At 63.3% G+C, this 21,088-nt stretch carries 12 protein-coding genes; 5 read left to right on the top strand and 7 right to left on the bottom strand.

Going from position 1 to position 21,088, the window contains the following annotated elements:
- The coding region (locus ABSF49_RS09165) for a plasma-membrane proton-efflux P-type ATPase (RefSeq protein ID WP_424112338.1) at positions 1-1,581 on the bottom strand (1,581 nt) is incomplete at its 3' end.
- Between the two features lie 452 nt (positions 1,582-2,033).
- A complete protein-coding gene (tal, locus tag ABSF49_RS09160; protein WP_424112337.1) occupies positions 2,034-3,116 on the bottom strand; it encodes a transaldolase in 1,083 nt (360 codons plus the stop codon).
- A gap of 826 nt (positions 3,117-3,942) precedes the next feature.
- On the opposite strand from tal, the gene ABSF49_RS09155 reads away from it, so the two are divergent.
- The 3 genes from ABSF49_RS09155 to glgC all read left to right on the top strand — a co-directional run bounded on the left by ABSF49_RS09155 (position 3,943) and on the right by glgC (position 10,096).
- Positions 3,943-6,372, top strand: coding sequence for a phosphoketolase family protein (locus tag ABSF49_RS09155; RefSeq protein WP_424112336.1), 2,430 nt, complete (start codon positions 3,943-3,945; stop codon positions 6,370-6,372).
- A gap of 192 nt (positions 6,373-6,564) precedes the next feature.
- Complete coding sequence (glgB, locus tag ABSF49_RS09150) at positions 6,565-8,760, top strand: 1,4-alpha-glucan branching protein GlgB (RefSeq protein ID WP_424112335.1); 2,196 nt, start codon at positions 6,565-6,567, stop codon at positions 8,758-8,760.
- A gap of 52 nt (positions 8,761-8,812) precedes the next feature.
- Positions 8,813-10,096 (top strand): glucose-1-phosphate adenylyltransferase, encoded by a 1,284-nt coding sequence (gene glgC / locus ABSF49_RS09145; RefSeq protein ID WP_424112334.1) that lies wholly within the window; start codon positions 8,813-8,815, stop codon positions 10,094-10,096.
- 183 nt (positions 10,097-10,279) lie between these two features.
- Here the strand turns inward: glgC and glgP are convergent, their stop codons facing one another.
- The 3 genes from glgP to ABSF49_RS09130 form a co-directional block, all read right to left on the bottom strand.
- Positions 10,280-12,784, bottom strand: coding sequence for an alpha-glucan family phosphorylase (gene glgP / locus ABSF49_RS09140; protein WP_424112333.1), 2,505 nt, complete (start codon positions 12,782-12,784; stop codon positions 10,280-10,282).
- Between the two features lie 498 nt (positions 12,785-13,282).
- Complete coding sequence (locus ABSF49_RS09135) at positions 13,283-15,412, bottom strand: ATP-binding cassette domain-containing protein (protein WP_424112332.1); 2,130 nt, start codon at positions 15,410-15,412, stop codon at positions 13,283-13,285.
- A 43-nt stretch (positions 15,413-15,455) separates the two neighbouring features.
- Positions 15,456-16,652, bottom strand: a complete 1,197-nt coding sequence (locus ABSF49_RS09130) for a sugar ABC transporter substrate-binding protein (protein WP_424112331.1) — start codon at positions 16,650-16,652, stop codon at positions 15,456-15,458.
- A gap of 602 nt (positions 16,653-17,254) precedes the next feature.
- On the opposite strand from ABSF49_RS09130, the gene ABSF49_RS09125 reads away from it, so the two are divergent.
- Positions 17,255-17,524, top strand: coding sequence for a hypothetical protein (locus tag ABSF49_RS09125; protein WP_424112330.1), 270 nt, complete (start codon positions 17,255-17,257; stop codon positions 17,522-17,524).
- Positions 17,525-17,782: 258 nt separating this feature from the next.
- Here the strand turns inward: ABSF49_RS09125 and ABSF49_RS09120 are convergent, their stop codons facing one another.
- The gene (locus ABSF49_RS09120) at positions 17,783-17,962 is read right to left on the bottom strand and encodes a DUF3309 family protein (protein ID WP_424112329.1); all 180 of its coding nucleotides are present in this window, start codon (positions 17,960-17,962) and stop codon (positions 17,783-17,785) included.
- A gap of 1,019 nt (positions 17,963-18,981) precedes the next feature.
- On the opposite strand from ABSF49_RS09120, the gene ABSF49_RS09115 reads away from it, so the two are divergent.
- On the top strand, positions 18,982-20,325 hold the full coding sequence (locus tag ABSF49_RS09115; RefSeq protein ID WP_424112328.1) for an acyltransferase family protein: 1,344 nt from the start codon (positions 18,982-18,984) through the stop codon (positions 20,323-20,325).
- 40 nt (positions 20,326-20,365) lie between these two features.
- On the opposite strand, the gene ABSF49_RS09110 is transcribed toward ABSF49_RS09115, so the two are convergent.
- Positions 20,366-21,016 carry an HdeD family acid-resistance protein gene (locus ABSF49_RS09110; RefSeq protein ID WP_424112327.1) on the bottom strand — a complete coding sequence of 217 codons (651 nt, stop codon included), beginning with the start codon at positions 21,014-21,016 and terminating at the stop codon, positions 20,366-20,368.
- Between the last annotated feature and the right edge of the window lie 72 nt (positions 21,017-21,088).

The raw sequence follows: 21,088 nt of genomic DNA, 5'->3' as shown, positions 1-21,088 counted from the left end.
GGCGCCGCCGTCGAGAATGTTCGCGCCCATCCCCAGGGTCTTGGCCATCTCGCGCGCGATCGCCAGCGCGTCGCCAGTCACCATCTTGATCTTGACGCCCATCTTGGCCGCCGTCGCAATGGTCTCCTTCGCGTCTTCGCGCGGAGGGTCGAACAGAGGCAACACCCCGAGCAATCGCCATTTCCCGTCGTCCTCGGCTCGCGCGACGCCCAGCGCGCGAAAACCGCGCGCGGCGAAGTCGTTCACGGCCTTGTCGACTGCGTCCTTCACGGCCGCCGCGTTCTCGCACAGGCCTTGGATGACCTGCGGGGCGCCCTTGGACACCTTGAAGGTCTTGCCGTCGGCGCCTTTCACCGTCGCCTCGGTGCGCTTGTGCACGGGATCGAACGGTATGAAGTGCGTGACTTGATAGGGCTTCAAAGCGCCCTTGTCCTTCAGGCCGCCGAGCACGGCCAGATCGATGGTGTCGTCGTTCTCCTGTCGCGAGGCGAGCGCGCCGGCCAGGATGAGATCGTCGGGCGTGATCTTGTCGAGGCAGAAGGGCGCTCCAAGCGTCAGCTTGTTCTGCGTCAGCGTGCCCGTCTTGTCGGCGCAAAGCACATCGACGCCGGCCAATTCCTCGATCGCGACCAGTTTGCTGACGATCGCCTGCTTTTTCGCGAGCTTGCGCGCCCCCACCGCCATCGTCACCGACAACACCGTCGGCATCGCCACGGGAATGGCGGCCACGGTCAGGACCAGCGCGAATTGCAGCGTCGAGAGAATGGCTTCGCCGCGATAGATCGAGAGCGCGACGATCACGGCCACCATGATCAACGCGAGAACGATGAGAAAGTCGCCGATCTTCAGCACGGCCTTCTGGAAATGACTGACCGTGACCGCCGTCTCGACCAGTTCCGCCGTCCTGCCGAAATAGGTTTTCCCACCCGTCGCATAGACGAGCGCGTCGATCTCGCCGCGACGAATGATCGAGCCGGAGAAAACTGCATCTCCCGCATTCCGTGTGATCGGAAGCGACTCGCCCGTGAGCGCCGATTGATCCACGGAGATTTCGTCGCCGTCCAACAGACGCGCATCGGCGGGAACGATATCGCCTAAACGCAGGCGGACCGCATCGCCGGGAACCAGGTCCTTCGCCGGCGGCGTGACCCATTTTCCATCGCGCTTGACGCGCGCCCTGATCGCGAGCCGCGCCTTCAAGGCGTCGATCGCATTGCCAGCCTCGCGTTCTTCCCAGAAGCCGATGGTCGCGTTGGCGAGGAGCAGGACGAGAATGATGAAGAAGTCGGGCCAGTGGCGAACAATGGCGGACAAAATCACCGCGACTTCGATCATCCACGGAATCGGGCCCCAGAAATAGCCGAGGAATTTGAGCAGCGCGTTTGCTTTCTTTTCCGCGATCTCGTTGGGGCCATACTGGGTCAGCCGCTTCTTCGCCTCGGCCTCGCTGAGGCCGTCCGGGGATGAGCTGAGTCTCTTTTCGACCTCTGCGATCGGTAGCTTTTGCAGGTCGTCCTTGGCGACGGGCTTCGCGCCCGGCTTCGTATCGGGCGTTTTGGGAGGATCGGTGTGGGTCGCCATCTCGGAACTTCCTTCTTTGCCAGTCGGAGTCACGCTGGTCGCGAAGCTGTGGATGCGCCGGCCCGGCGCGCTCGATCGCAGCCACGCGAACCCGACCCCGCCTATGAGCGATCTGCGTTCCGGCGCCCTTTGTCGGAAGACCACGGGCGTCGGTGCGATCGAACGAGCGCGCGCCCGACGTCGCAGTTTGCGTCGCATCGGTCGCAGCGAGCCAGCCCCGGAAACTACTCAGGTTTCCTTGTCGCATGCGGATGTGGCGAGGATTCGGCGCCCCATTGCTACGCGCCTGCACGACCTGAGTCGGAGGGGCGCCCTCGGCGCGGAAGCGCTCCGACTGCCCCGGATCGTCAACGAACAGGGCGCGCGATGCACATCCTTGATCTGCGCATGATGCGCCGCGAGCGCCCGTCAGGATGGCGCAGCGGTAAGAGCGGTCATTGCCGTCTTCTAAGTCAGACCAGACTCTTGCTCTTGACGTCGATCGCTCCGAGCAGTTCACGCCAAGAATCGACAAAACCCTTGGCGCCGTCGGATTGCAGCCGCCCCGCCAGCGCCGGAAGGTCGACGCCCGCCCTGGCGTGCGCCGACAGCACCGCTTCCGATTCGCCGCCATCGCGCGGCAGCGCGGCAGGCGCCGCTCCATGATCGGCAAAAGCGAGAAGCGTCGCCTCGGGCATCGTGTTCACTGTATTCGGCGCCGCGAGGCCAGCGATATACAGCGTGTCGGGCGCGTTCTTGTCCTTGACGCCGGTGCTGGCGAACAGCAACCGCTGCGCGCGCGCGCCGAGGTTCTCCAACCGCTGAAATCGATCGCTCTCCAGCACATCGCGATAGGCCTTGTAGGTCTGCATGCCGACCGCGACGCCGAGCGTGTTGCGCAGTTCGGCTGGCCCCTCGTGCGCCACGGCGCGGTCCCACCGACTGACGAATAGCGAGGCGACCGAACGGACATCGGGCGAAAGGCCGGCGACGACTCGCCGCTCCAATCCCTTCAAGTAGGCGTTGGCCGCGGCCAGGTACTGCTGGGCGGAGAATAGCAGGGTGACGTTGACCGGAACGCCGGCGAAGATCGCTTCCTCGATCGCAGGCAGGCCTTCCGCGGTGCCGGGTATCTTGATGAGCAGGTTGGGCCTGTTCGCCTGGGCGTGCAGTCTCTTCGCCTGTTCGATCGTCGCCTGCGTGTCGTAGGCGAGCAGTGGCGAGACCTCCAAGGACACGAACCCGTCTACCCGGTCCGTCAGCGCATGGACGCCAGCGAACAGATCGGCCGCCCGGCTGAGATCCTGGATAGCGAGCGTGAAGAACAGCGCCTCGCCCGATTTGCCGTCTTTCAGGCGCCGGCGAATTTCCGCGTCGTACGACTTGCTGCGGGAAATGGCGTGGTCGAAGATCGTCGGATTGGAGGTGAGGCCGGTGACAAACTTCTCGTCGATGTAGCGCTTGAGCGTGCCGCTATCGAGCAGGTCGCGGGTTATGTTGTCGAGCCACAGGCTCTGTCCGAGTTGGCTCAGTCTCTTGGGCGCATTCGAATCCATAGCTGTTTCCTCATTCGCTCGGCGACTACGACTGCGCCGGGATCGAGCCGGCGCCGGATCGGTTGAAGGGCCCAGGGTGCGTCGAGCGTGGCCGTCGTCGCGACTGGCTCATTTTGGATCCCCCTGCCCGACCGCACGTGGCCGCATCGGGTCGACAGCCCATCATCAGCGAGCGCGGCGATCTTGGCGCCGCCATCGCGTCGCCTCACAGCCGCGATCCGTGCGATGTCGCGGGGCGGTCATAGGGCGCACGAAGACGGGCGGCCCCAAGATAAGGGCGCCGACAAGGGCGACAAGAAGAGCAACAGCATGCATTTGCGAAATCTCCCTCGGTCCGCCAACCGGCGCCGGCCGCCTTTGTGAACTCGTCGGCGGCGACGACTTCGTTCGGATCATACCGGCCGGAAAATCGAGCGCGGAAGACTCGGAATCTACTCGGGTCCAAATTCGCTCGCGTTCAAGCGCGAAGAACCGGTCTCGCGCGAACAGATTGAGCTTCGAGTGCGGCTCTCCGACCTGCTCGGCTCGGCTGACTTGGCTTGCTTCCCGGCGCATTCGGTCTTGCCGCACGCAGCCAAGCCAGCCCGGCGGCATAAGTACTTTCCGAGTCTGCCGCAGGCGATGTCCCGTCAGCTATGTCTGAAACTGGCGAGACCTTGGAGGGGTCGTCCGCCTTCGGCGCCGAGTTATTGGCGCTGTGGCGGCGCGACCGCTGGAGACCTTGCATGCGCTTGGCCAAGAGGCGGAAGGCCGACAATGCAGCCTCCGCGCAGCCCATCATCCGAGTGACCGAAACCCAAACCGGATTACAGAAAGGGTCGCGACAATGAACGTACCGACTTTGACGCTACGGTCTCGAGACGGCGCCGCCGCCGGCGCGATTCCTGTCAAGCAGGCTAGTCTGAATTCGGACGAGTTGCGCAAGATGGACGCCTATTGGAGGGCCGCCAATTACCTGTCGGTCGGACAGATTTATCTCTACGACAATCCCCTGTTGCGCGAGCCGCTGACACTCGCACACGTGAAGCCGCTGGTGGTCGGACACTGGGGTACGACGCCGGGCCAGAACTTCATCTATGTCCACTTGAACCGGGTCATCAAGAAGCACGATCTCGACATGATCTACATCGCCGGTCCCGGTCACGGCGGCCCGGCGTTGGTGGGCAACGTCTATCTCGAAGGCACCTGGAGCGAAGTCTATCCGAACGTCACGCGGGACGAAGCCGGCCTGAAGAAACTGTTCAAACAGTTCTCGTTTCCCGGCGGGATTTCGAGCCATGTCGCGCCGACGACGCCGGGGTCGATACACGAGGGCGGCGAATTGGGCTATTCGCTCAGCCATGCATTCGGCGCGGCGTTCGACAATCCTGATCTGATCGTCGCTTGCGTCATCGGCGACGGCGAAGCGGAGACGGGCCCGCTGGCGACCTCGTGGCAGTCCAACAAGTTTCTCGATCCGATCACCGACGGCGCCGTGCTGCCGATCCTGCACCTCAACGGCTACAAGATCAGCAATCCGACCGTGCTGGCCCGCATCGAGTCCGAGGAGTTGGAGCAGTTCTTCAAGGGCTGCGGTTGGACCCCCTACTTCGTCGAAGGCGACCAGCCGGAAGCGATGCATCAGCTCATGGCCGCCACGATGGATCAGGTGATCGAGGACATCCGCAAAATCCAAAAGAACGCGCGCGACAAAAGTGATGCTTCTCGGCCACGCTGGCCGATGATCGTCCTCAAGTCCCCCAAGGGGTGGACAGGACCGAAGGTCGTCGATGGCCTGCCGGTCGAGGGCACCTTCCGCGCGCATCAGGTTCCGCTGCTCGTGGACGCCGGCCATCCCGATCACGTCAAGCAGCTCGAAGAGTGGATGAAAAGCTACAAGGCGGAAGAATTGTTCGACGACAAAGGCCGCCTGATGCCCGAGTTGGCCGAACTGGCGCCCGAGGGCGCCCGTCGGATGGGCGCCAATCCGCACGCCAACGGCGGAATTCTCCTGCGCGACTTGCGCATGCCCGACTTCCGCGACCATGCGGTTCGGGTCCCCGCGCCCGGCGCCGTCACCGCACAGGATACCCTGGTGCTCGGCAAGTTCCTGCGCGACGTGGCTATGCTGAATCAGGATCAGCGGAATTTCCGTGTCTTCGGCCCCGACGAGACGCTTTCCAATCTTCTCGGCGCGGTATTTGAAGTCACCAACCGACAATGGGACGCGCGCGAAGTCGCGAATGATGAATTCCTCGCGCCCGACGGACGCGTGCTGGACTCGATGCTGAGCGAGCACCAGTGCGAGGGCTGGCTCGAGGGTTATCTGCTGACCGGGCGGCACGGGCTGTTCAACAGCTATGAGGCCTTCATTCGCATTGTCGATTCGATGTTCAGCCAGCACGCCAAGTGGTTGAAGGTCACTCTGGAACTGCCCTGGCGTCGGAAGATCGCGTCCCTGAACTATCTGCTCGCTTCTCATGTTTGGCAGCAGGATCACAACGGCTTCACCCACCAGGATCCCGGCTTCCTTGACCATGTGATCAACAAGAAGGCCGACGTCGTGCGCGTTTATCTGCCGCCGGACGCCAATTGCCTCTTGTCGGTCTTTGATCACTGCCTACGCAGTCGGCACTACGTCAACGTTGTGGTGGCCGGCAAACACGCTCTCCCGCAGTGGCTGACCATGGAGCAAGCGATCGTACATTGCACCCAAGGCATCGGCATCTGGCAATGGGCGAGCAACGATCAGGGGAGCGAGCCGGACGTCGTGATGGCCGGCTGCGGCGATACGCCGATGCTCGAGGTTCTCGCCGCCGTTTCAATCCTGCGTAAGAATCTGCCCGATTTGAAAATTCGGGTGATCAATGTCGTCGATCTGATGCGGCTTCAGCCTCGCGCGGAGCATCCGCATGGACTGAGCGAAGCGGACTACGACTCGCTCTTCACCAAGGATAAGCCGATCGTCTTTGGGTTCCACGGGTATCCGTCGCTGGTCCACGGACTGACCTACCGCCGAACCAATCGCAATCTGCATGTCCGGGGTTACAAGGAGGAAGGCACGATCACGACGGCATTCGATATGCGCGTGCAAAACGAGATCGACCGCTTTCATCTCGTTGAAGACGTCGTCGACAAACTGTCCAATCTCGGCAGCAAGGGCGCCTATCTGAAGCAGGCGATGCGCGACAAGCTCATCGAGCACAAGCAATACATCGACGAGCATGGCGAGGACTTGCCGGAGATCCGGCACTGGAAGTGGAGCGACGCCAAATGAGGGCGCAAAGGCTCATCGAAATCGCGAGGAAGCTCGTCAGCGACGATAAAGGCCTGCTCGCGAGGGACGAGAGCAATGCGCACCTCCCCGCGAGACGCCGGTCGTCGCGCTGTGGAGCGCCGCCCCGAGATCCCTACCCAACAGCCAATCGACGTGGTCCTTTCCGACCCCTCGCTTGAAAGGACGAGCGACATGCTCGAGAATTGGCGAGCGAAAGAAGAGGATGTGGACGCGATCGCCGCGGCGCGACAAAAGGATCCTTTCGCCGTTCTCGGACCGCACCTCACCGCCGAGGGATGGACGATCCGGGCGTTCGTCACCGATGCGCTCAGCGTGCGCGCGATCACGCGCAAGGGCGCTCCGATCGTCGAACTCGGGCGCCGGAGAGGCGATTTCTTCGAGGGCTTGATCCCGGAGGCGACGGAACGGCCAGTCTACCGGCTCGAAGTCGCGCGCGCCGAGGGCGTCGACTCGTATGAGGACTCGTACGCTTTCGGCCCTGTGCTGGGGCCGCTCGATGACTATCTGCTGGTCGAGGGGGCGCACACGCAGCTCTATCGTCGCCTTGGCGCGCAACTCGCCCGCCACGAGGGCGCGGACGGCGTTGTATTCGCAGTTTGGGCGCCAGACGCATCGCGCGTATCGGTCGTCGGCGATTTCAACCAGTGGGACGGACGCAAGTGTCAGATGCGCAAGCGCATCGACAGCGGCCTTTGGGAGATCTTCATCCCGCAGTTGAGCGCCGGGGCCGTTTACAAATACGAAATCGTCTCCGCCGACGGCGTGGTGCAGCCGCTCAAGGCCGACCCCTTCGGCTTCGAGGCGGAAATGCGCCCCTCGACCGCCTCGATCGTCGCCCGCACGACGGATTTCTCCTGGAGCGACGCCGGCTATCTTGAGAATCTCAAGCACGGCGAAGCGCGGCGCCGACCGATTTCGATTTTCGAGGTCCACCTCGGCTCATGGCGGCGCGGCGACGACAATCGCTTCTTGAGTTACGACGAGCTCGCGGATCAACTGATCCCCTACGCCGCCGATCTCGGCTTCACACATCTCGAGCTGCTGCCTATCAGTGAGCATCCGCTCGACGCGTCGTGGGGCTATCAGCCGATCGGTCTGTTCGCGCCAACGCGGCGCCACGGCGAGCCGGAAGCCTTCGCGCGCTTCGTCGATCGCGCCCACGCGGCGGGGCTCGGCGTGATCCTCGACTGGGTGCCCGCGCATTTCCCCACCGACGCGCACGGCTTGGCGCATTTCGACGGCGGCCCGCTCTACGAGTATGCGGATCCGCGCAAGGGCTTTCAACCCGACTGGAACACCGCGATCTACGACTTCGGCCGCCAGGAGGTCGCCAATTTCCTGTACGCCAGCGCGCTCTATTGGATCGATCGCTTTCACGTCGATGGTCTGCGGGTCGACGCGGTCGCCTCGATGCTCTACCTCGACTATTCCCGCAAGCCCGGCGAGTGGCTGCCCAACGCCGAAGGCGGCAACGAGAATCACGAGGCGATCGCCTTCCTCAAGCGCGCCAACGAGCTGGTCTACGGCCTGTTCCCCGGCGCGATGACGATCGCGGAGGAATCCACCGCTTTCTCGGGCGTCTCGTCGCCAACCAATCTCGGCGGCCTGGGTTTCGGCTTCAAGTGGAACATGGGTTGGATGCATGACACGCTCGAATACATGTCGCGCGATCCGATCTATCGGCGCTGGAGCCACGACAAGATGACCTTCGGGCTCCTCTACGCCTTCGCCGAGAATTTCATCCTGCCGATTTCGCATGATGAGGTTGCTCACGGCAAAGGATCGGTGCTCGCCAAGATGCCGGGCGACGAATGGCGGCGCTTCGCCAACGCCCGCGCCTATTACGGCTTCATGTGGGGCCATCCCGGCAAGAAGCTGTTGTTCATGGGCCAGGAATTCGGCCAGACCAACGAATGGAATTGTGACGAGGCGTTGCCCTGGTGGCTGCTCGACTTTTGGCCGCACCAGGGCCTCCAGGCGTTGGTGCGCGATCTCAATCGTCTCTATCGCGAAACGCCGGCTCTATATGCGCGCGACTGCGAGTCGCAGGGGTTCCGCTGGATCGTCGTCGACGACGAAATGCAGTCGGTGCTGGCGTTCCTGCGCATGGGCGAGGAAAGCGATCCGCCGGTCGCGGTCGTTTGCAACTTCACCCCCGAAGTGCGCCGCAACTACCGCATCGGATTGCCGTATTCCGGACGATGGCGCGAAGCGCTCAACACCGACGCGTCGCTTTACGGCGGCTCCAACGTCAGCAATATGGGCGCCGTCGAGGCTGAGCCGCGGTCGCTGCACGGCCTTCCCGCATCGGCCGCGCTGACCCTGCCGCCGCTGGCGACATTGTTCCTCATTTATCAGGCGAGGTGAGCCCCAACTCTGCCAGAAGGGCGAAACGGGCAAGAGTTTGCAGGAGGAGTGTATGAACCCCAGGGATGCGGCACGGATCTCGCACGCTGGCGCGCCCTACGCACGCCAGGCGATGGCCTATGTGTTGGCGGGCGGGCGTGGCAGACGCCTGATGGAACTGACCGACCGCCGCGTCAAACCCGCCGTCTACTTCGGCGGCAAATCGCGCATCATCGATTTCGTCTTGTCGAACGCGCTCAACTCCGGCATCCACCGCATCGCCGTCGCCACGCAATACAAGGCTCACAGCCTGATCCGACATTTGCAACACGGATGGAACTTCTTCCGTCCGGAACGAAACGAGAGCTTCGACATTCTGCCGGCTTCGCAGCGCGTCTCCGAAACGATGTGGTATCTCGGCACCGCCGACGCGGTCTATCAGAACATCGACATCATCGAGAGCTACGCGCCGCAGTACATGGTGGTGCTCGCCGGCGATCACATCTACAAGATGGACTACGAGAAAATGCTTCAGCAGCACGTCGAGTCGAAGGCCGACGTGACGGTGGGCTGCCTCGAAGCCTCGCTCGAGGAGGCCAAAAGCTTCGGCGTCATGCACATCGACGAAGAAGACGCCATTCTCTCCTTCCTGGAGAAGCCTGCTGAGCCGCCGCCAATGCCCGGCAAGCCCGATAAGGCGCTGTGCAGCATGGGCATCTACGTCTTCGAGACCAAGTTTCTCATCGAGGAGCTCAAGCGCGACGCCGCCGATCCCCACTCGTCGCACGATTTCGGCAAAGACATCATTCCCCACCTCGTCGCCAAGGGCAAAGCGGTCGCGCACCACTTCTCGGAATCTTGCGTCGTCGCCAACGAGGAGTCGGTGATCTACTGGCGCGATGTCGGGACGGTCGACGCCTATTGGGCGGCCAACATCGACTTGACCGACATCCTCCCCGATCTCGATCTCTACGATCGCGCCTGGCCGATCTGGACCTATGGCGAGATCACCCCGCCAGCCAAATTCGTCCACGATGTCGACGGTCGGCGCGGCGTCGCCACTTCCTCGCTGGTCTCGGGCGGCTGCGTCGTTTCCGGCGCGGCGATTTCGCGGTCGCTGCTGTTCACCGGCGTATGGGTGCATTCCTATGCGACCGTCCACGAGACGGTCGCGCTGCCCTATTCGCGGATCGGCCGGGGCGTCCGCCTGGGAAAAGCGGTGATCGACTCCGGCGTCGTAATCCCCGATGGTCTGGTCGTCGGCGAGGACCCGGAACTCGACGCCAAGCGTTTCCGCCGCACCGCGAACGGCGTCACGCTGATCACGCAGCCCATGCTCGACAAGCTTGGCCATTGACCGCGCTGGCCGCTCCGTCGACCGCCTCGGAAATCTCCCCGCAAAGATGTATGCGCATGCCGCCATGGGCGCTGGGGGGCTGCATCGGCGTATGTCGAACGACACGGTTCGACGCTTTGCGATCATCGCTGCAGGCCGGAGGTCATCGAGAAACCAATCGCTTCCCGACGGCTGGCGGACGAGTCATCGCTGCCAAAGGATTCGTGCGTCTTCCAATGGGATTGCGACGCCGTCGCTGGCCGATATCACGCGCGCCGTATAGTCCGTCGGTGGGCGGCCCGCAGGCACAAGCGCGCTGAAAACAAAGCAGCCCGGCGCGACGACCGATTGGTCAACGCATTCCATCTCCTGCTGCACAGGATCACTTCCGCCGACGCCGTCGGCGTACAGCTCTACGCGCACCGACTTGGGGTCGAGATCATTGAGGTGGACACGAACCTCAAATACGTGCTGTCCGCCACGTGTCGCGATCTTCGCTTCGCCGAAGCGCAGCGCCGCCCATCCTTGATCCAGAATGTGCCGTCTACCAACTATGTCCGCGCCGATTTTGCCTTTGTTCCCAGCGCGCTCAAGATAGGTTGAGGCGGCCTGCAAGTAGTGTTTCTCGGTGTATTCGCGCACGGCGCGGGTGGCGGAGAAGCGCTGCGTCAACTGCGCCATGCTTTCCCGCATCCGCGCCACCCAGGCGCCAGGAATACCCCTCTCGTCGCGCGAATAGAACTCAGAGATCACCTCATGCTCCAGCAGCTCATAGAGCGCCTCGGCTTCGACCGCATCCCGGGCCGGATCATCGCCATGTTCCCGTCCATCCCCCAGCGCCCACCCGACTTCGGGCGTGTAGGCCTCCGCCCACCAGCCGTCCAATTCCGAAAGGTTGATTCCCCCGTTGACGAGGACCTTCATGCCGCTTGTTCCGCAAGCTTCCCAAGGTCGACGCGGCGTGTTGAGCCAAACATCCACCCCCTGCACCAAGCGCTCGGTTAGAAGCATGTCGTAGTCGCTGAGGAAAATCACATGCGGGCGCGCCTCGGGCCGCCGGATGAAATCCGTCCATTTCTGGATCAGCGCTTGGCCTCCCTGGTCCGCAGGGTGAGCCTTGCCAGCCATGATGAGCTGCATCGGGCGCTGAGAATTGGTCAACAGGCGCAGCAGTCGCTCGGCGTCGTGCAGCAGCAGGTCTGGTCTTTTGTACGATGCGAAGCGGCGTGCGAAGCCCAGCGTCAATGTGTTGGGATCAAACAGGCGCCTGGCGTCCTCAACGGCCTCGGGCGACGCGCCCGACGCGGCAAGTTGCTGGGACAGCCGCTCGCGAGCGTATTCGATCAGCGACATGCGGGCGTCGTTGCGAAATTGCCAGAGGCTCTCGTCGGAGACGCGGCGAATGTCCTGCTCCAGGGTTTCCGTCGTCCCCAGCCAACGATCCTTGCCACATGCCTTCGTCCAAAGCTCATCGGCCTCCGACGAGTCCCAGCTCGGCGCGTGAACCCCGTTGGTCACGTGTCCCACGGGGACTTCCGCCGTCGGCCAACGCGGAAAGAGCGGCTCAAAGAGGCGCCGGCTCACCTCGCCATGCAGGCGGCTTACGCCATTCACCGCCCCGCTTCCCCGGATCGCTAGGTACGCCATGTTGAAGTTTTCCGCCGGGTCGTTCGGGTTTTCGCGGCCCAGCGCCAGCAAATCGTCGAGCGCGATGCCGAGCTTCTTCCGGGCGTAGCCGCCCAGGCAGCGTTCGATAAGGGCGGGTGCGAAACGATCAAATCCGGCGGCTACCGCGGTGTGGGTGGTGAAGAGATTGCCCGCTCGCGTGACCGACAGTGCGACCTCGAAGGACTGGCCTGTGGCCTGCATGAAACTGCGCGCGCGTTCCAGCACCGCGAGCGCCGCATGGCCTTCGTTCAGGTGGCACACTTGCGCTTCGATCCCGAGTGCGTCGAGCAACCGCCATCCGCCAATCCCAAGGATTAGCTCTTGCATGAGGCGCACTGACTGCCCGCCGCCATAAAGCTCGCTGGTGATCCCGCGATACGGCGGAAAGTTCGCGGCGTCATTGCTGTCGAGCAGGTAGAGCTTCGCTCTGCCGACCTGAACCTGCCAGACGCGAATCCAGATCGGGTAACCCGGCAGGTCGAGCTGCAACCGCAGCCACTCCCCATCTTCATTGCGCAATGGCGTGATCGGCAATTGTCCCGGGTCATTGTAGGGGAAGATGGCCTGTTGCGCTCCGTCCCGGTCGATCACCTGGCGAAAATAGCCTTGCTGGTAGAGCAGGCCCACGCCGATGACCGGCACGCCCAGATCGCCGGCGGCCTTGAGCTGATCGCCGGCCACGTTGCCGAGCCCGCCTGAGTAGATCGGCAAGGCTTCGCTCAACATGAATTCCATACTGAAATACGCGACGCAGTTCAGCGGAGATTGTGGGTGGGCTTGTTGAAACCATGCCGGCGCCGCCACGGCGTCCCGTCTGGCTTGCACCAGATCGTCGACGATTTTGCGGAAAGCGGGATCGGCTAAATCACGCCGGAGCGTTTCCCGCGAGACCGTCTGCAGCACGGCCCAAGGGTTATGCGTGATCTGCCACAGCACAGGATCCAATTGTCGCCATATCTGGTCGGTGGCATGGTTCCACGACGAACGCACATCCAGGGCAAGCTCCGCCAGGGCGTCAAACCCTTCTACGTTCGTGGACAAGAGAGGCTCCTTCGGGGGACCGATCCGGGTTCGTTCGCTCATAGCCTTTCTCCAAAATTTGTCCTGAATTCGCTTCCTCCGTCCGTCCTCGTGAAGGCCGGACTCTAATTCTCCATGGAGGAAATCCGCGCTGGCAGGTCATCGTCTATCGTCGCGCAGGAAGCCTTCACCGCCGCAATGCCCGCGCTGGTTGTCGCATGCGCGAAATAGATCGTCGACATTTTGGCTTCGATCGTTGAGCCGTCGGCAAGGACCGCCACGACGCGAGAAGCTCGCATTGCGACGCATTCTCGGCGAGAATCGGGCTCTACCCACGAGGCCCCGTCGCGTGCGTCGTCAGCCTTAATCTTCGCGCCGCTACGTCGATGAAAGTCGACGGTGTGGTCAATATTCGGAGTCAAAACACATTCGAGACGAGCAACATGCGCCGAAGAGTGGCAAAAAAGCGGAGATTGCCGCCGTCTAGCCGCGATCTTGCGCAGACGCGCGGACGCCGGGTCAATGGGAGGTCTCGCCTCTCCGGCGCACGACGACGTCGACGCTGATCGAGGCGAGCAGCACGAGGGCCGTAGCCATGAACTGGATCGCGGCGCTCAGGCCCAGCAGGGCCATGCCGTTGACGATCCCCGCAATGACGACGCCGCCGAGGACCGCGTGCAGCGGATGCCCGCGGCCGCCAAACAAGCTGGTGCCGCCGATCACGGCCGCGGCGACCACGTAGAGCACAATCGTGCCGCCGTCGAAGCTGGTGGAGGTCGAGCGCAGGCGCGACGCGTAAATGATGCCGCCGATGCCGGCGATCAGCGCGCCCATCATGAACGCCATCGTGCGGACTCTTGCGAGCCTGATTCCGGCGCGCCGCGCGGCTTCGGCGTTGCCGCCGATGGCGTATACGTAGCGGCCGAAGCGGGTTCGCCCCAGCAGGAAGGAACAGGCGATAAGGACAACGAACACGATGGGGATGACCCACGGCATACCGTTCAAGGGGAATGCGGGTACGCCCCGATCGACATTGCACAACAGCACCAACGCCACGCCCGCCACGGCCACCGCGAGAACCTTCAGGGCCGTGACGCCCGGCGGCGGGGCTGTCAGCCCGCTCCGCCTGTGCCGCTGGTCGCGGAACACGGTGACGATCGAATAGATGACCACCGCGAAGGCGGTCAGAATCCAGCCCTCGCCACGGCTCAGGGTGCCGTTGGCGAGATTATTGATGGTATCGTCCGCAATCGGGATGGTGCCGCCGGCGCCGAGCAGTTCGATCATGACGCCCTCGAAGAACAGCAGTCCGGCGAGCGTGACGATGAACGAGGGAATGCGAGCCCTGCTGATCAGCGTGCCCTGCAGCGCGCCGAGCGCCGCGGTGACGGCTACGGCCGCAAGGATCGCAGCCCACCACGGCCAGTCGACTTGCGGCTGCACGAGTTCGGTCACCACCGTGCCGCCGATCCCGGCCATAAAGCCAAGGGACAGGTCGATCTCGCCGAGCAGGAGCGCGAACACCTCTCCCATCCCGATCAGCATGAACACCGAGCCCTGGACGAGCAGGTTGACGACGTTGCCGGCGGACAGGAACTCAGCGTTCTGGCTCTCGAAGACGAGACTAATCAGGATCATGCCGAAAAGCACCGGCAGAACCCCACTCTCCCCGGCGAGAATTCCGGTCCACACGCTCCGCGCATAGTCCCCGAAGGTCTGGGCGCCCGCGTCGGGCGCGGTCACAGCCATCGCGCCGGCCTCGTTGGTCGCCGCCATTCCCCTCGGCGCGGCTTCCGGCTGCGAGGACGGCGTAGAGCCCGCGCCGGCGCCCGGCTCGTCGGGCGCCGTCGAATATATGGTTTTGGCGGCAATCCGGCTCGCGGGGTCCGCCTGGCGCGTCGAGCGGCCCATCGTCATGTACTCGACGGCGCGCTGTGGGTCGAACTCAGATATCTTGCCCGCGCCGACAAGTTGACCTAGGCGCATGATCGCGAGGCGGTCCGCGGCAGCGAAGACATCGTTCAGGTTGTGCGAGATCATAAGGACGGCGAGGCCCTGATCGGCCAATCGCCTGACAAGCGCGAGCACCTGCTTCGTCTGCGCGACGCCGAGGGCGGCCGTCGGCTCGTCGAGGATCACCAGCTTGGAGTTCCACATCACCGCCTTTGCGACAGCGACCGACTGACGCTGGCCCCCGGAGAGGAACGCCACCGCCTGACGGACGGATTGCACGGTCGTGACGCCCAGGCCCGAGAGCGTGCCCGCCGCGGCCCGCTCCATGTCGTCCTCGTCGAGCAGGCTGCGGCTCAGCCGTTCCCGTCCGAGGAACATGTTCTCGACCACGTCCAAATTGTCGCAGAGCGCAAGGTCCTGGTAGACGACTTCGATGCCCAGGGCGGCCGCTTCGCGTGGGTCGCGGATGCGGACATGGCGGCCCTCCCAGAAGATCTCGCCGGCATCCGGTTCATGGATGCCGGCAATGCACTTGATGAGGACCGACTTGCCGGCCCCGTTGTCCCCCACGAGGGCAGTCACCTGGCCCGCCGGCACATCGAGATCTACGCTGAGGAGGGCCTGCACGGCTCCGAAGTGCTTCGCAATGCCCCTCAATCGGAGGAGCGGCTCTACGACGGTCCCGGATTCAGTCATGCTCCGCCCCTCCCGAGGCGCCAGTAGGCGATTACTTGGCCGATTACTTGGAGATGCCTGCGGCGACGCACTGCTTCTTGAGGCCGCTCACACACAACTTCGAGGCGTCGACGAAGCCGTCCTTGACCACGGTCGAGGCTATGTTGGCCGGCGTCGTCCAGATCGGGGTGAGCAGCACCGACGGGACCTGCTTGTTCTCTTTGGAATCCATCGTCTCTCCGTTCACCAGGGTCGACGGGGGCTGGACGCCCGCGCGAAGGTACAGCGCGAGAGCCGCGGACGCTTGCGCCTCGAGATAGATGGGCTTGTAGACGGTGCCGCATTGATAGCCTGCCAGCACGTTCTGCAGCCCGGTCAGCGTGGCGTCCTGTCCGGTGGTGGGGAATTTCTCGGGCGGGACGCGCAGGGTCTTGAGATACGAGATGACCGCGTTGGAATTGTCGTCATTGGGCATCACGACCGCGTTCATGTTGGAATGGGCGGTGTACTGCTCCTCGAAGGTCGTGCGGGCCACCGAGGGATCCCAGGTTCCCGCGGGCTCCCCGACCTTGACGTATTCCTTCGAGTCGAAGTGCGGTTGGAGCACGCCGTCGTAGCCCTGGGCGAAGAGGGTCGCGTTATTGTCGGTCGCAGCCCCGCGCATCACGAGGATCTGCGGGCTGCTGACTTTCCAGGCCTTCAGGCACTCGACCATGCCCTGCCCGATCAGCTTGCCGACCTCGAGATTGTTGAAGCTCACATAATAGTCGCGACTGCCGCCGAGCGCGAGGCGATCGTAGTCGATGACCGGCACGCCGTGCGATTTGGCGTAGGTCTCAATCGCCGCGCCCACACCGGAGGAGATCGGGTCCATCAGCAGGACGGTCGCGCCTTGAGAGATGTCCGACTGCGCCTCGGTCAGCTCTGTCGCCTCGCTGCCCTGCGCGTTGGTGATGATGAACTGATCAGCCGTCAAGCCCGCCGCCTCAAGAGCCTTCTGGAGGTAAGGGGCGTCGAAGGACGTATAGCGAGCCGAGGTGGCCGTCTCCGGGAGCAAGATTCCGATCTTGCCTTTTCCCTGGGACGCCAACGTCTTGAGCTGCGCCATGGCGGAGAAGTCGCTGGTGAACGAGCTGGCGGACAGAGAGGGGGCTGCGGCCCCTTGCGCGAACGCGCCGCTTCCCAACACGCCGACCGCCACCGCCAGGCACGCGGAAGCGCTGACGCCCGCGAGCGACTGCTGCAATGCGAATGCTGACATCGAAAATTCCTCCTTGTTGACTGTCTTGGGGCGAGCACTCCATGTATAGGCTCGCGACAGCTCAAGCTTTATTATCGCCGATCTGCACAACCGTGGTAATTACACTTTGTCCAGTCGAGCGCGTCCACGGCCTCGGGACGCAGTTCTAGCGTTGTCATCGGTCGGCGAAAGGGTCGGAAAATACCTAGTATCGGCGCGGCTCAGACGCGGGGGGACGGGAGACGACGCGTAGAGGCGCGCGTCCGGATCGGCTGACTTCCATTCTCCGAGAAAAAGGAGATGCAAAAGATTGGGGAGACGAACTCGTGAGCCGGTCCCAGAGCGTCGACCTCGCGTCTCAGCGCCGGAGAGAGTGCGACGGGAGACCACATGAACAAGCCGTCGCTCGACAATTTGGTCACCGCCGTGCGCGTCGGGTAGGGAAAGCCAAGATGTAATCTGTCTCCGAGATCTTGACCCAACGATGACCAATCGTCTCAATGCGTTGCAACGCCGATCCGCGTCCGGACCCCGCTTCGAGTAACAGCCAGGCGGCGATCCCGCCCGTGAGTTGTCCGAAAGTTCCGAACAAATGCGCGCGACCTACCCCTGGAGACAAACCGATGAACGTCTATCGCCTGGATCCGATCGAGCCCGGCCATCCCAGCTGGCGATTTTCTGACGAAAAGGACACGGTTTGGGCCTGCGCTCCGACGGCGAAACAGGCGCGCGACTTGGTCGCCGCCAAGTCCGGCTTTGCCAAATATGGCGCGGAGGGGGACCAATCGCCGTGGCAAGACGAGGCCGTCACCTCGTGCGTCCCTCAGCCGACCATGTCCCTGATGAGCCCGGAAACCGTGGTCAGGGAAGACGGCAGCCTGGTCGACTTCTAAGGCAAAGGCGCCGCAGCGCCGCCGCCCCCCGCGTTGCCGCGGCGTTCAAAGGCGACCGAGACAATGTCGGCGATTGTCCCGAGCCGCCGCTTGGATGAAATGACGCCGGGTCGTACGCGGAGTTTGGACCGCCCGCCGCGGCGACTCTGCGGCCCTCCCGCACATGAGCGCGAAAGATTCGCGACCGGCGCGATCACGGAAACGAGCGACGCCGACGCGGCGCCCGCGAATGAATCCGACGGGAGCTGAAGCCGAACGCTAAAGGCGCCCCATGAGCGCGAGGACGACGACGACGATCAGGATGACGCCGACGACGCCGACGCCGCCGTGGCCATATCCATAGCCGTAGCCCCAATAGGGGAGGACGCTGCCGCCCCCAAGGCCTCCGAGTAGAAGCAAGAGAAAAATGACGACTAGGATGAAACCTACAAGTGACACGGCGGTCTCCTCCGGGCTGAGAAACTCGAAAGAGCCGGCGCAATCACGCCAGCGCCTGTCGAGCAGGGGCCGATCTTGGTGGACACGAAAAGAGAAAGGGGCGGTCGCATTGGATTTAGGGGCCGTTGCGACCGCCAGTCCGCAAGCGCCGGTCTACTGGGGGGACAAAGAGACTGGCGCTCGATGCGCTTACTGATGCGGCAAACCGTGCTCGCACGAAAGGATCGGATTCTACCTACTCGGCGCGATCGGCGGCCACTCGCTGGCGATGAGAATGTGTTCGGCGACGCGCCGGTCTGCGTCAATCTCCCGCCCGGGTCGCGTCTCAGTTCGAAAAATTGACGCGAACTGACAAACGCTGCGCAGCGCATCCGTCCCTTGATACGCCCAGCGCAATGCAGGAGGTGGGCGCACGCATGACGCCCGAACCGCCCGGTATTGCGGATCATCGGAAGCATACGCTCGAAAGGCGAGAGACCGCGGCAGCAATGTTGCCGAGTGGCCGCGCCTCGCCAACGAAAGGGAGAAACTGGCGCGTGAACAAGCGCTGTGGGTTGCCCCAAGCATGGCGTAGTTGATCGAGACGTTATCACGCTGATCGGCGTCCGGACCCTGCGCCGAATGACATACAGCGCCCTTAAGTCCGGTGGTTGCAGGCGCGCCGCAACGGCCGATGCGCCAAGATCGCCAACGGCTATCTCAACCGCCAGATCGACGATCTCCTACCGTCGGCCGACGTGCAGGCGGAGCCGCCTGGAGACTTGGCCTGAAGTCATTGCTTCCGCCAAAACCGTCGGCCGACGGGAAGCTGTCGGCTAGGTAGTTTCCGAGCCTATCCCGTCGAAGCGCAACGCTCCACATTGTCCGACTTGCGGCAATATCGAGCGATTTAGGCAAACAGGGGGCTACCTCTCTTGTCTGGGGGCGACGATCAATGTGGGGGCGACGGCCCCGCCATCGGAGGCAAGCGCACTGCCGCCCGTCCGGCGGATTGCGCGACCCCGGCGTTAGATATCGGGATGCATCCGGCGCCGGGCGAACGCCAATTTCACACGGCGGACCGGCTCGAGCGGGCGGATGGGCGCGGAATCGAGAAGATCAGCGACGTCGCGCCCAGCCTGGCTCTGCGGAATCTGCGGGGCCTTGTGATTCTTATCGTGCTCGCCTTCCATTCCTTTCTGCCCTACCTCCGGTACGCTAGGTCAGCCGCGGTTCCTTTCGACCAGCCGCCTTACGAATGGCGCGCCTTTCCCATCGTCGACAGTCAGCGCTGGTTCGGATTCGATTTGTTCTGCGCCTGGCAAGACGTTTATCTGATGTCTTTGATGTTTTTTCTCTCGGCTGTATTTGCGTCGCCGAGTCTCGCCCGCAAAGGAAGCCGGAAATTTCTAGGCGATCGATTGCTGCGGCTGGGCGCGCCATTTGTTTTCGGCGTGACCGTCGTCGCCCCGATCGCGCTTTATCCCGCCTACCGCATGATCGCGGTCGATCCAAGTCTGATCGCCTATGGGCGGAGCTTCCTGGCGCTGCCCTTCTGGCCCAACGGGCCGATGTGGTTCTTATGGCTGCTATTGGCTTTGACCATCGCGCCTGCCGGACTGCACCGTTTCGCCCCCCATTGGGTCGCGTTTCTCGGCCGTTTGTCGTCCGACGCCACTGCGCGTCCGGGCCGGTATTTTATCGGCCTGACGACGGTCGCCGCCCTCGCCTATGTTCCGCTGGCGATTGCCTTCACCCCTTGGAATTGGTCCGAACACGGACCGTTTTCGCTCCAGCTCAGCCGGCCGCTGCTCTATGCCGTCTATTACCTAGCGGGTCTCGGGGTTGGGGCGCACGGCCTTGCGCGCGGCCTGCTCGCCCCCGAGGGAATGCTGGCGCGGCGCTGGAGCGTCTGGCTTCTATGCGCGCCCGCTTCGCTGCTGCTGTGGATGGGGCTCACCGGGCTGACATTGACCTATGCGACACCCGTCCCGTTGATGCTGCAAATCGCCGCCGGCGTCAGCTTTGCGTTGGCTGGCGCGTGCAGCTTCTTTTTCGTGATGGCGGCTTGCCTGCGCTTTGGCGCTGTTCGTTCGCGATTGTTCGACGGCTTGTCGAAGAACGCCTTCGGTATTTACCTGTTGCACTATGCGCCGTTGGTCTGGCTGCAATACGCCTTGCTGGACGCTCCGTTCTCGGCCATCGCGAAGGCCATGATCGTGTTCGGCGGCACGCTGCTCCTCTCCTTCGCGGCGACCGCCGCCATCCGATTCGGTCGGTTCGGGTCTCGACTCATCGGCGAGGCGCCGCGGGCGTTGGCGTCACGCCCGCAAGGCCAGAGCCCTGCCCCCACATCGCCGGTGGTCGACGCGCGCGCGGCATAAAGCGCCAAGTTGTCTATCGCTTTGATACGGCCGAAAGCGATCACGCGTCGCGCAGAGGAATTGCGTTCGAGCCGGCGCGTTGCGTACGAGCGTGCAATCCCATCGCGAGCAGGGCGACGCCGCCGAGAATCATGTTGATCCCGACGAGGAGGCCCATCGTCCACGCCGAGGTCCCCGGAAGACCGAAAATAATGATGCTCGCCAAGCCAATGTCGACGACGCCGCTCGCCAACATCCAGGCCCAGCGCCCGGAGAACTGACGTCGGTGTTCGAAGGCGAACATGATCGACGCGCCCCCTTCGACCAGGAAGAACAGAACCAAAATCAGCCGCATTGGGCCGACGTTCTCAAACGGCCATCCCATCAGACCGCCATAGAGATCCTGCGATTTGTTCGCGATCAGGACGACGCCGACAGAAATCGCGAGCAAAGCCGAAACGAGCGACCACCAGAACCCCGGCGCCTGTCGCGCCCAGTACGTTGTCGCTAAGCCCAAGGCTCCGCTGACCAGAAAGAGCCAACCCAGAACAACCGTCACATTCAGGCTGGCGATCGATGGAACGACGATCGCCAAAAGGCCCAGAAAAATGAGGGCCGCTCCTTCGACAAGAAAAAGAATCCAATGGTCATGGACCGATCCTTCGACCGTTCCTGGAACGCGAACGCCGTCGGAGTGTTGGTCCCTAGCCATTGGAGGGCGCATCCCTGCGATGAGACGATAGCGTCATTGGGCGGGATCAGATTTCGTGCGGAGCGCTGCGCT

The sequence above is a fragment of the Roseiarcus sp. genome, from assembly GCF_049514155.1.
Classification (GTDB): domain Bacteria; phylum Pseudomonadota; class Alphaproteobacteria; order Rhizobiales; family Beijerinckiaceae; genus Roseiarcus.
This window is presented reverse-complemented; position numbering and strand designations above follow the sequence as displayed.

What these genes read in the sequence shown, in the direction of transcription:
- tal (WP_424112337.1), bottom strand. Translation starts at nt 3,116, where the DNA reads ATGGATTCGAATGCGCCCAAGAGACTGAGCCAACTCGGACAGAGCCTG.
- ABSF49_RS09155 (WP_424112336.1), top strand. Translation starts at nt 3,943, where the DNA reads ATGAACGTACCGACTTTGACGCTACGGTCTCGAGACGGCGCCGCCGCC.
- glgB (WP_424112335.1), top strand. Translation starts at nt 6,565, where the DNA reads ATGCTCGAGAATTGGCGAGCGAAAGAAGAGGATGTGGACGCGATCGCC.
- glgC (WP_424112334.1), top strand. Translation starts at nt 8,813, where the DNA reads ATGAACCCCAGGGATGCGGCACGGATCTCGCACGCTGGCGCGCCCTAC.
- ABSF49_RS09135 (WP_424112332.1), bottom strand. Translation starts at nt 15,412, where the DNA reads ATGACTGAATCCGGGACCGTCGTAGAGCCGCTCCTCCGATTGAGGGGC.
- ABSF49_RS09130 (WP_424112331.1), bottom strand. Translation starts at nt 16,652, where the DNA reads ATGTCAGCATTCGCATTGCAGCAGTCGCTCGCGGGCGTCAGCGCTTCC.
- ABSF49_RS09125 (WP_424112330.1), top strand. Translation starts at nt 17,255, where the DNA reads ATGAACGTCTATCGCCTGGATCCGATCGAGCCCGGCCATCCCAGCTGG.
- ABSF49_RS09115 (WP_424112328.1), top strand. Translation starts at nt 18,982, where the DNA reads ATGCATCCGGCGCCGGGCGAACGCCAATTTCACACGGCGGACCGGCTC.
- ABSF49_RS09110 (WP_424112327.1), bottom strand. Translation starts at nt 21,016, where the DNA reads ATGGCTAGGGACCAACACTCCGACGGCGTTCGCGTTCCAGGAACGGTC.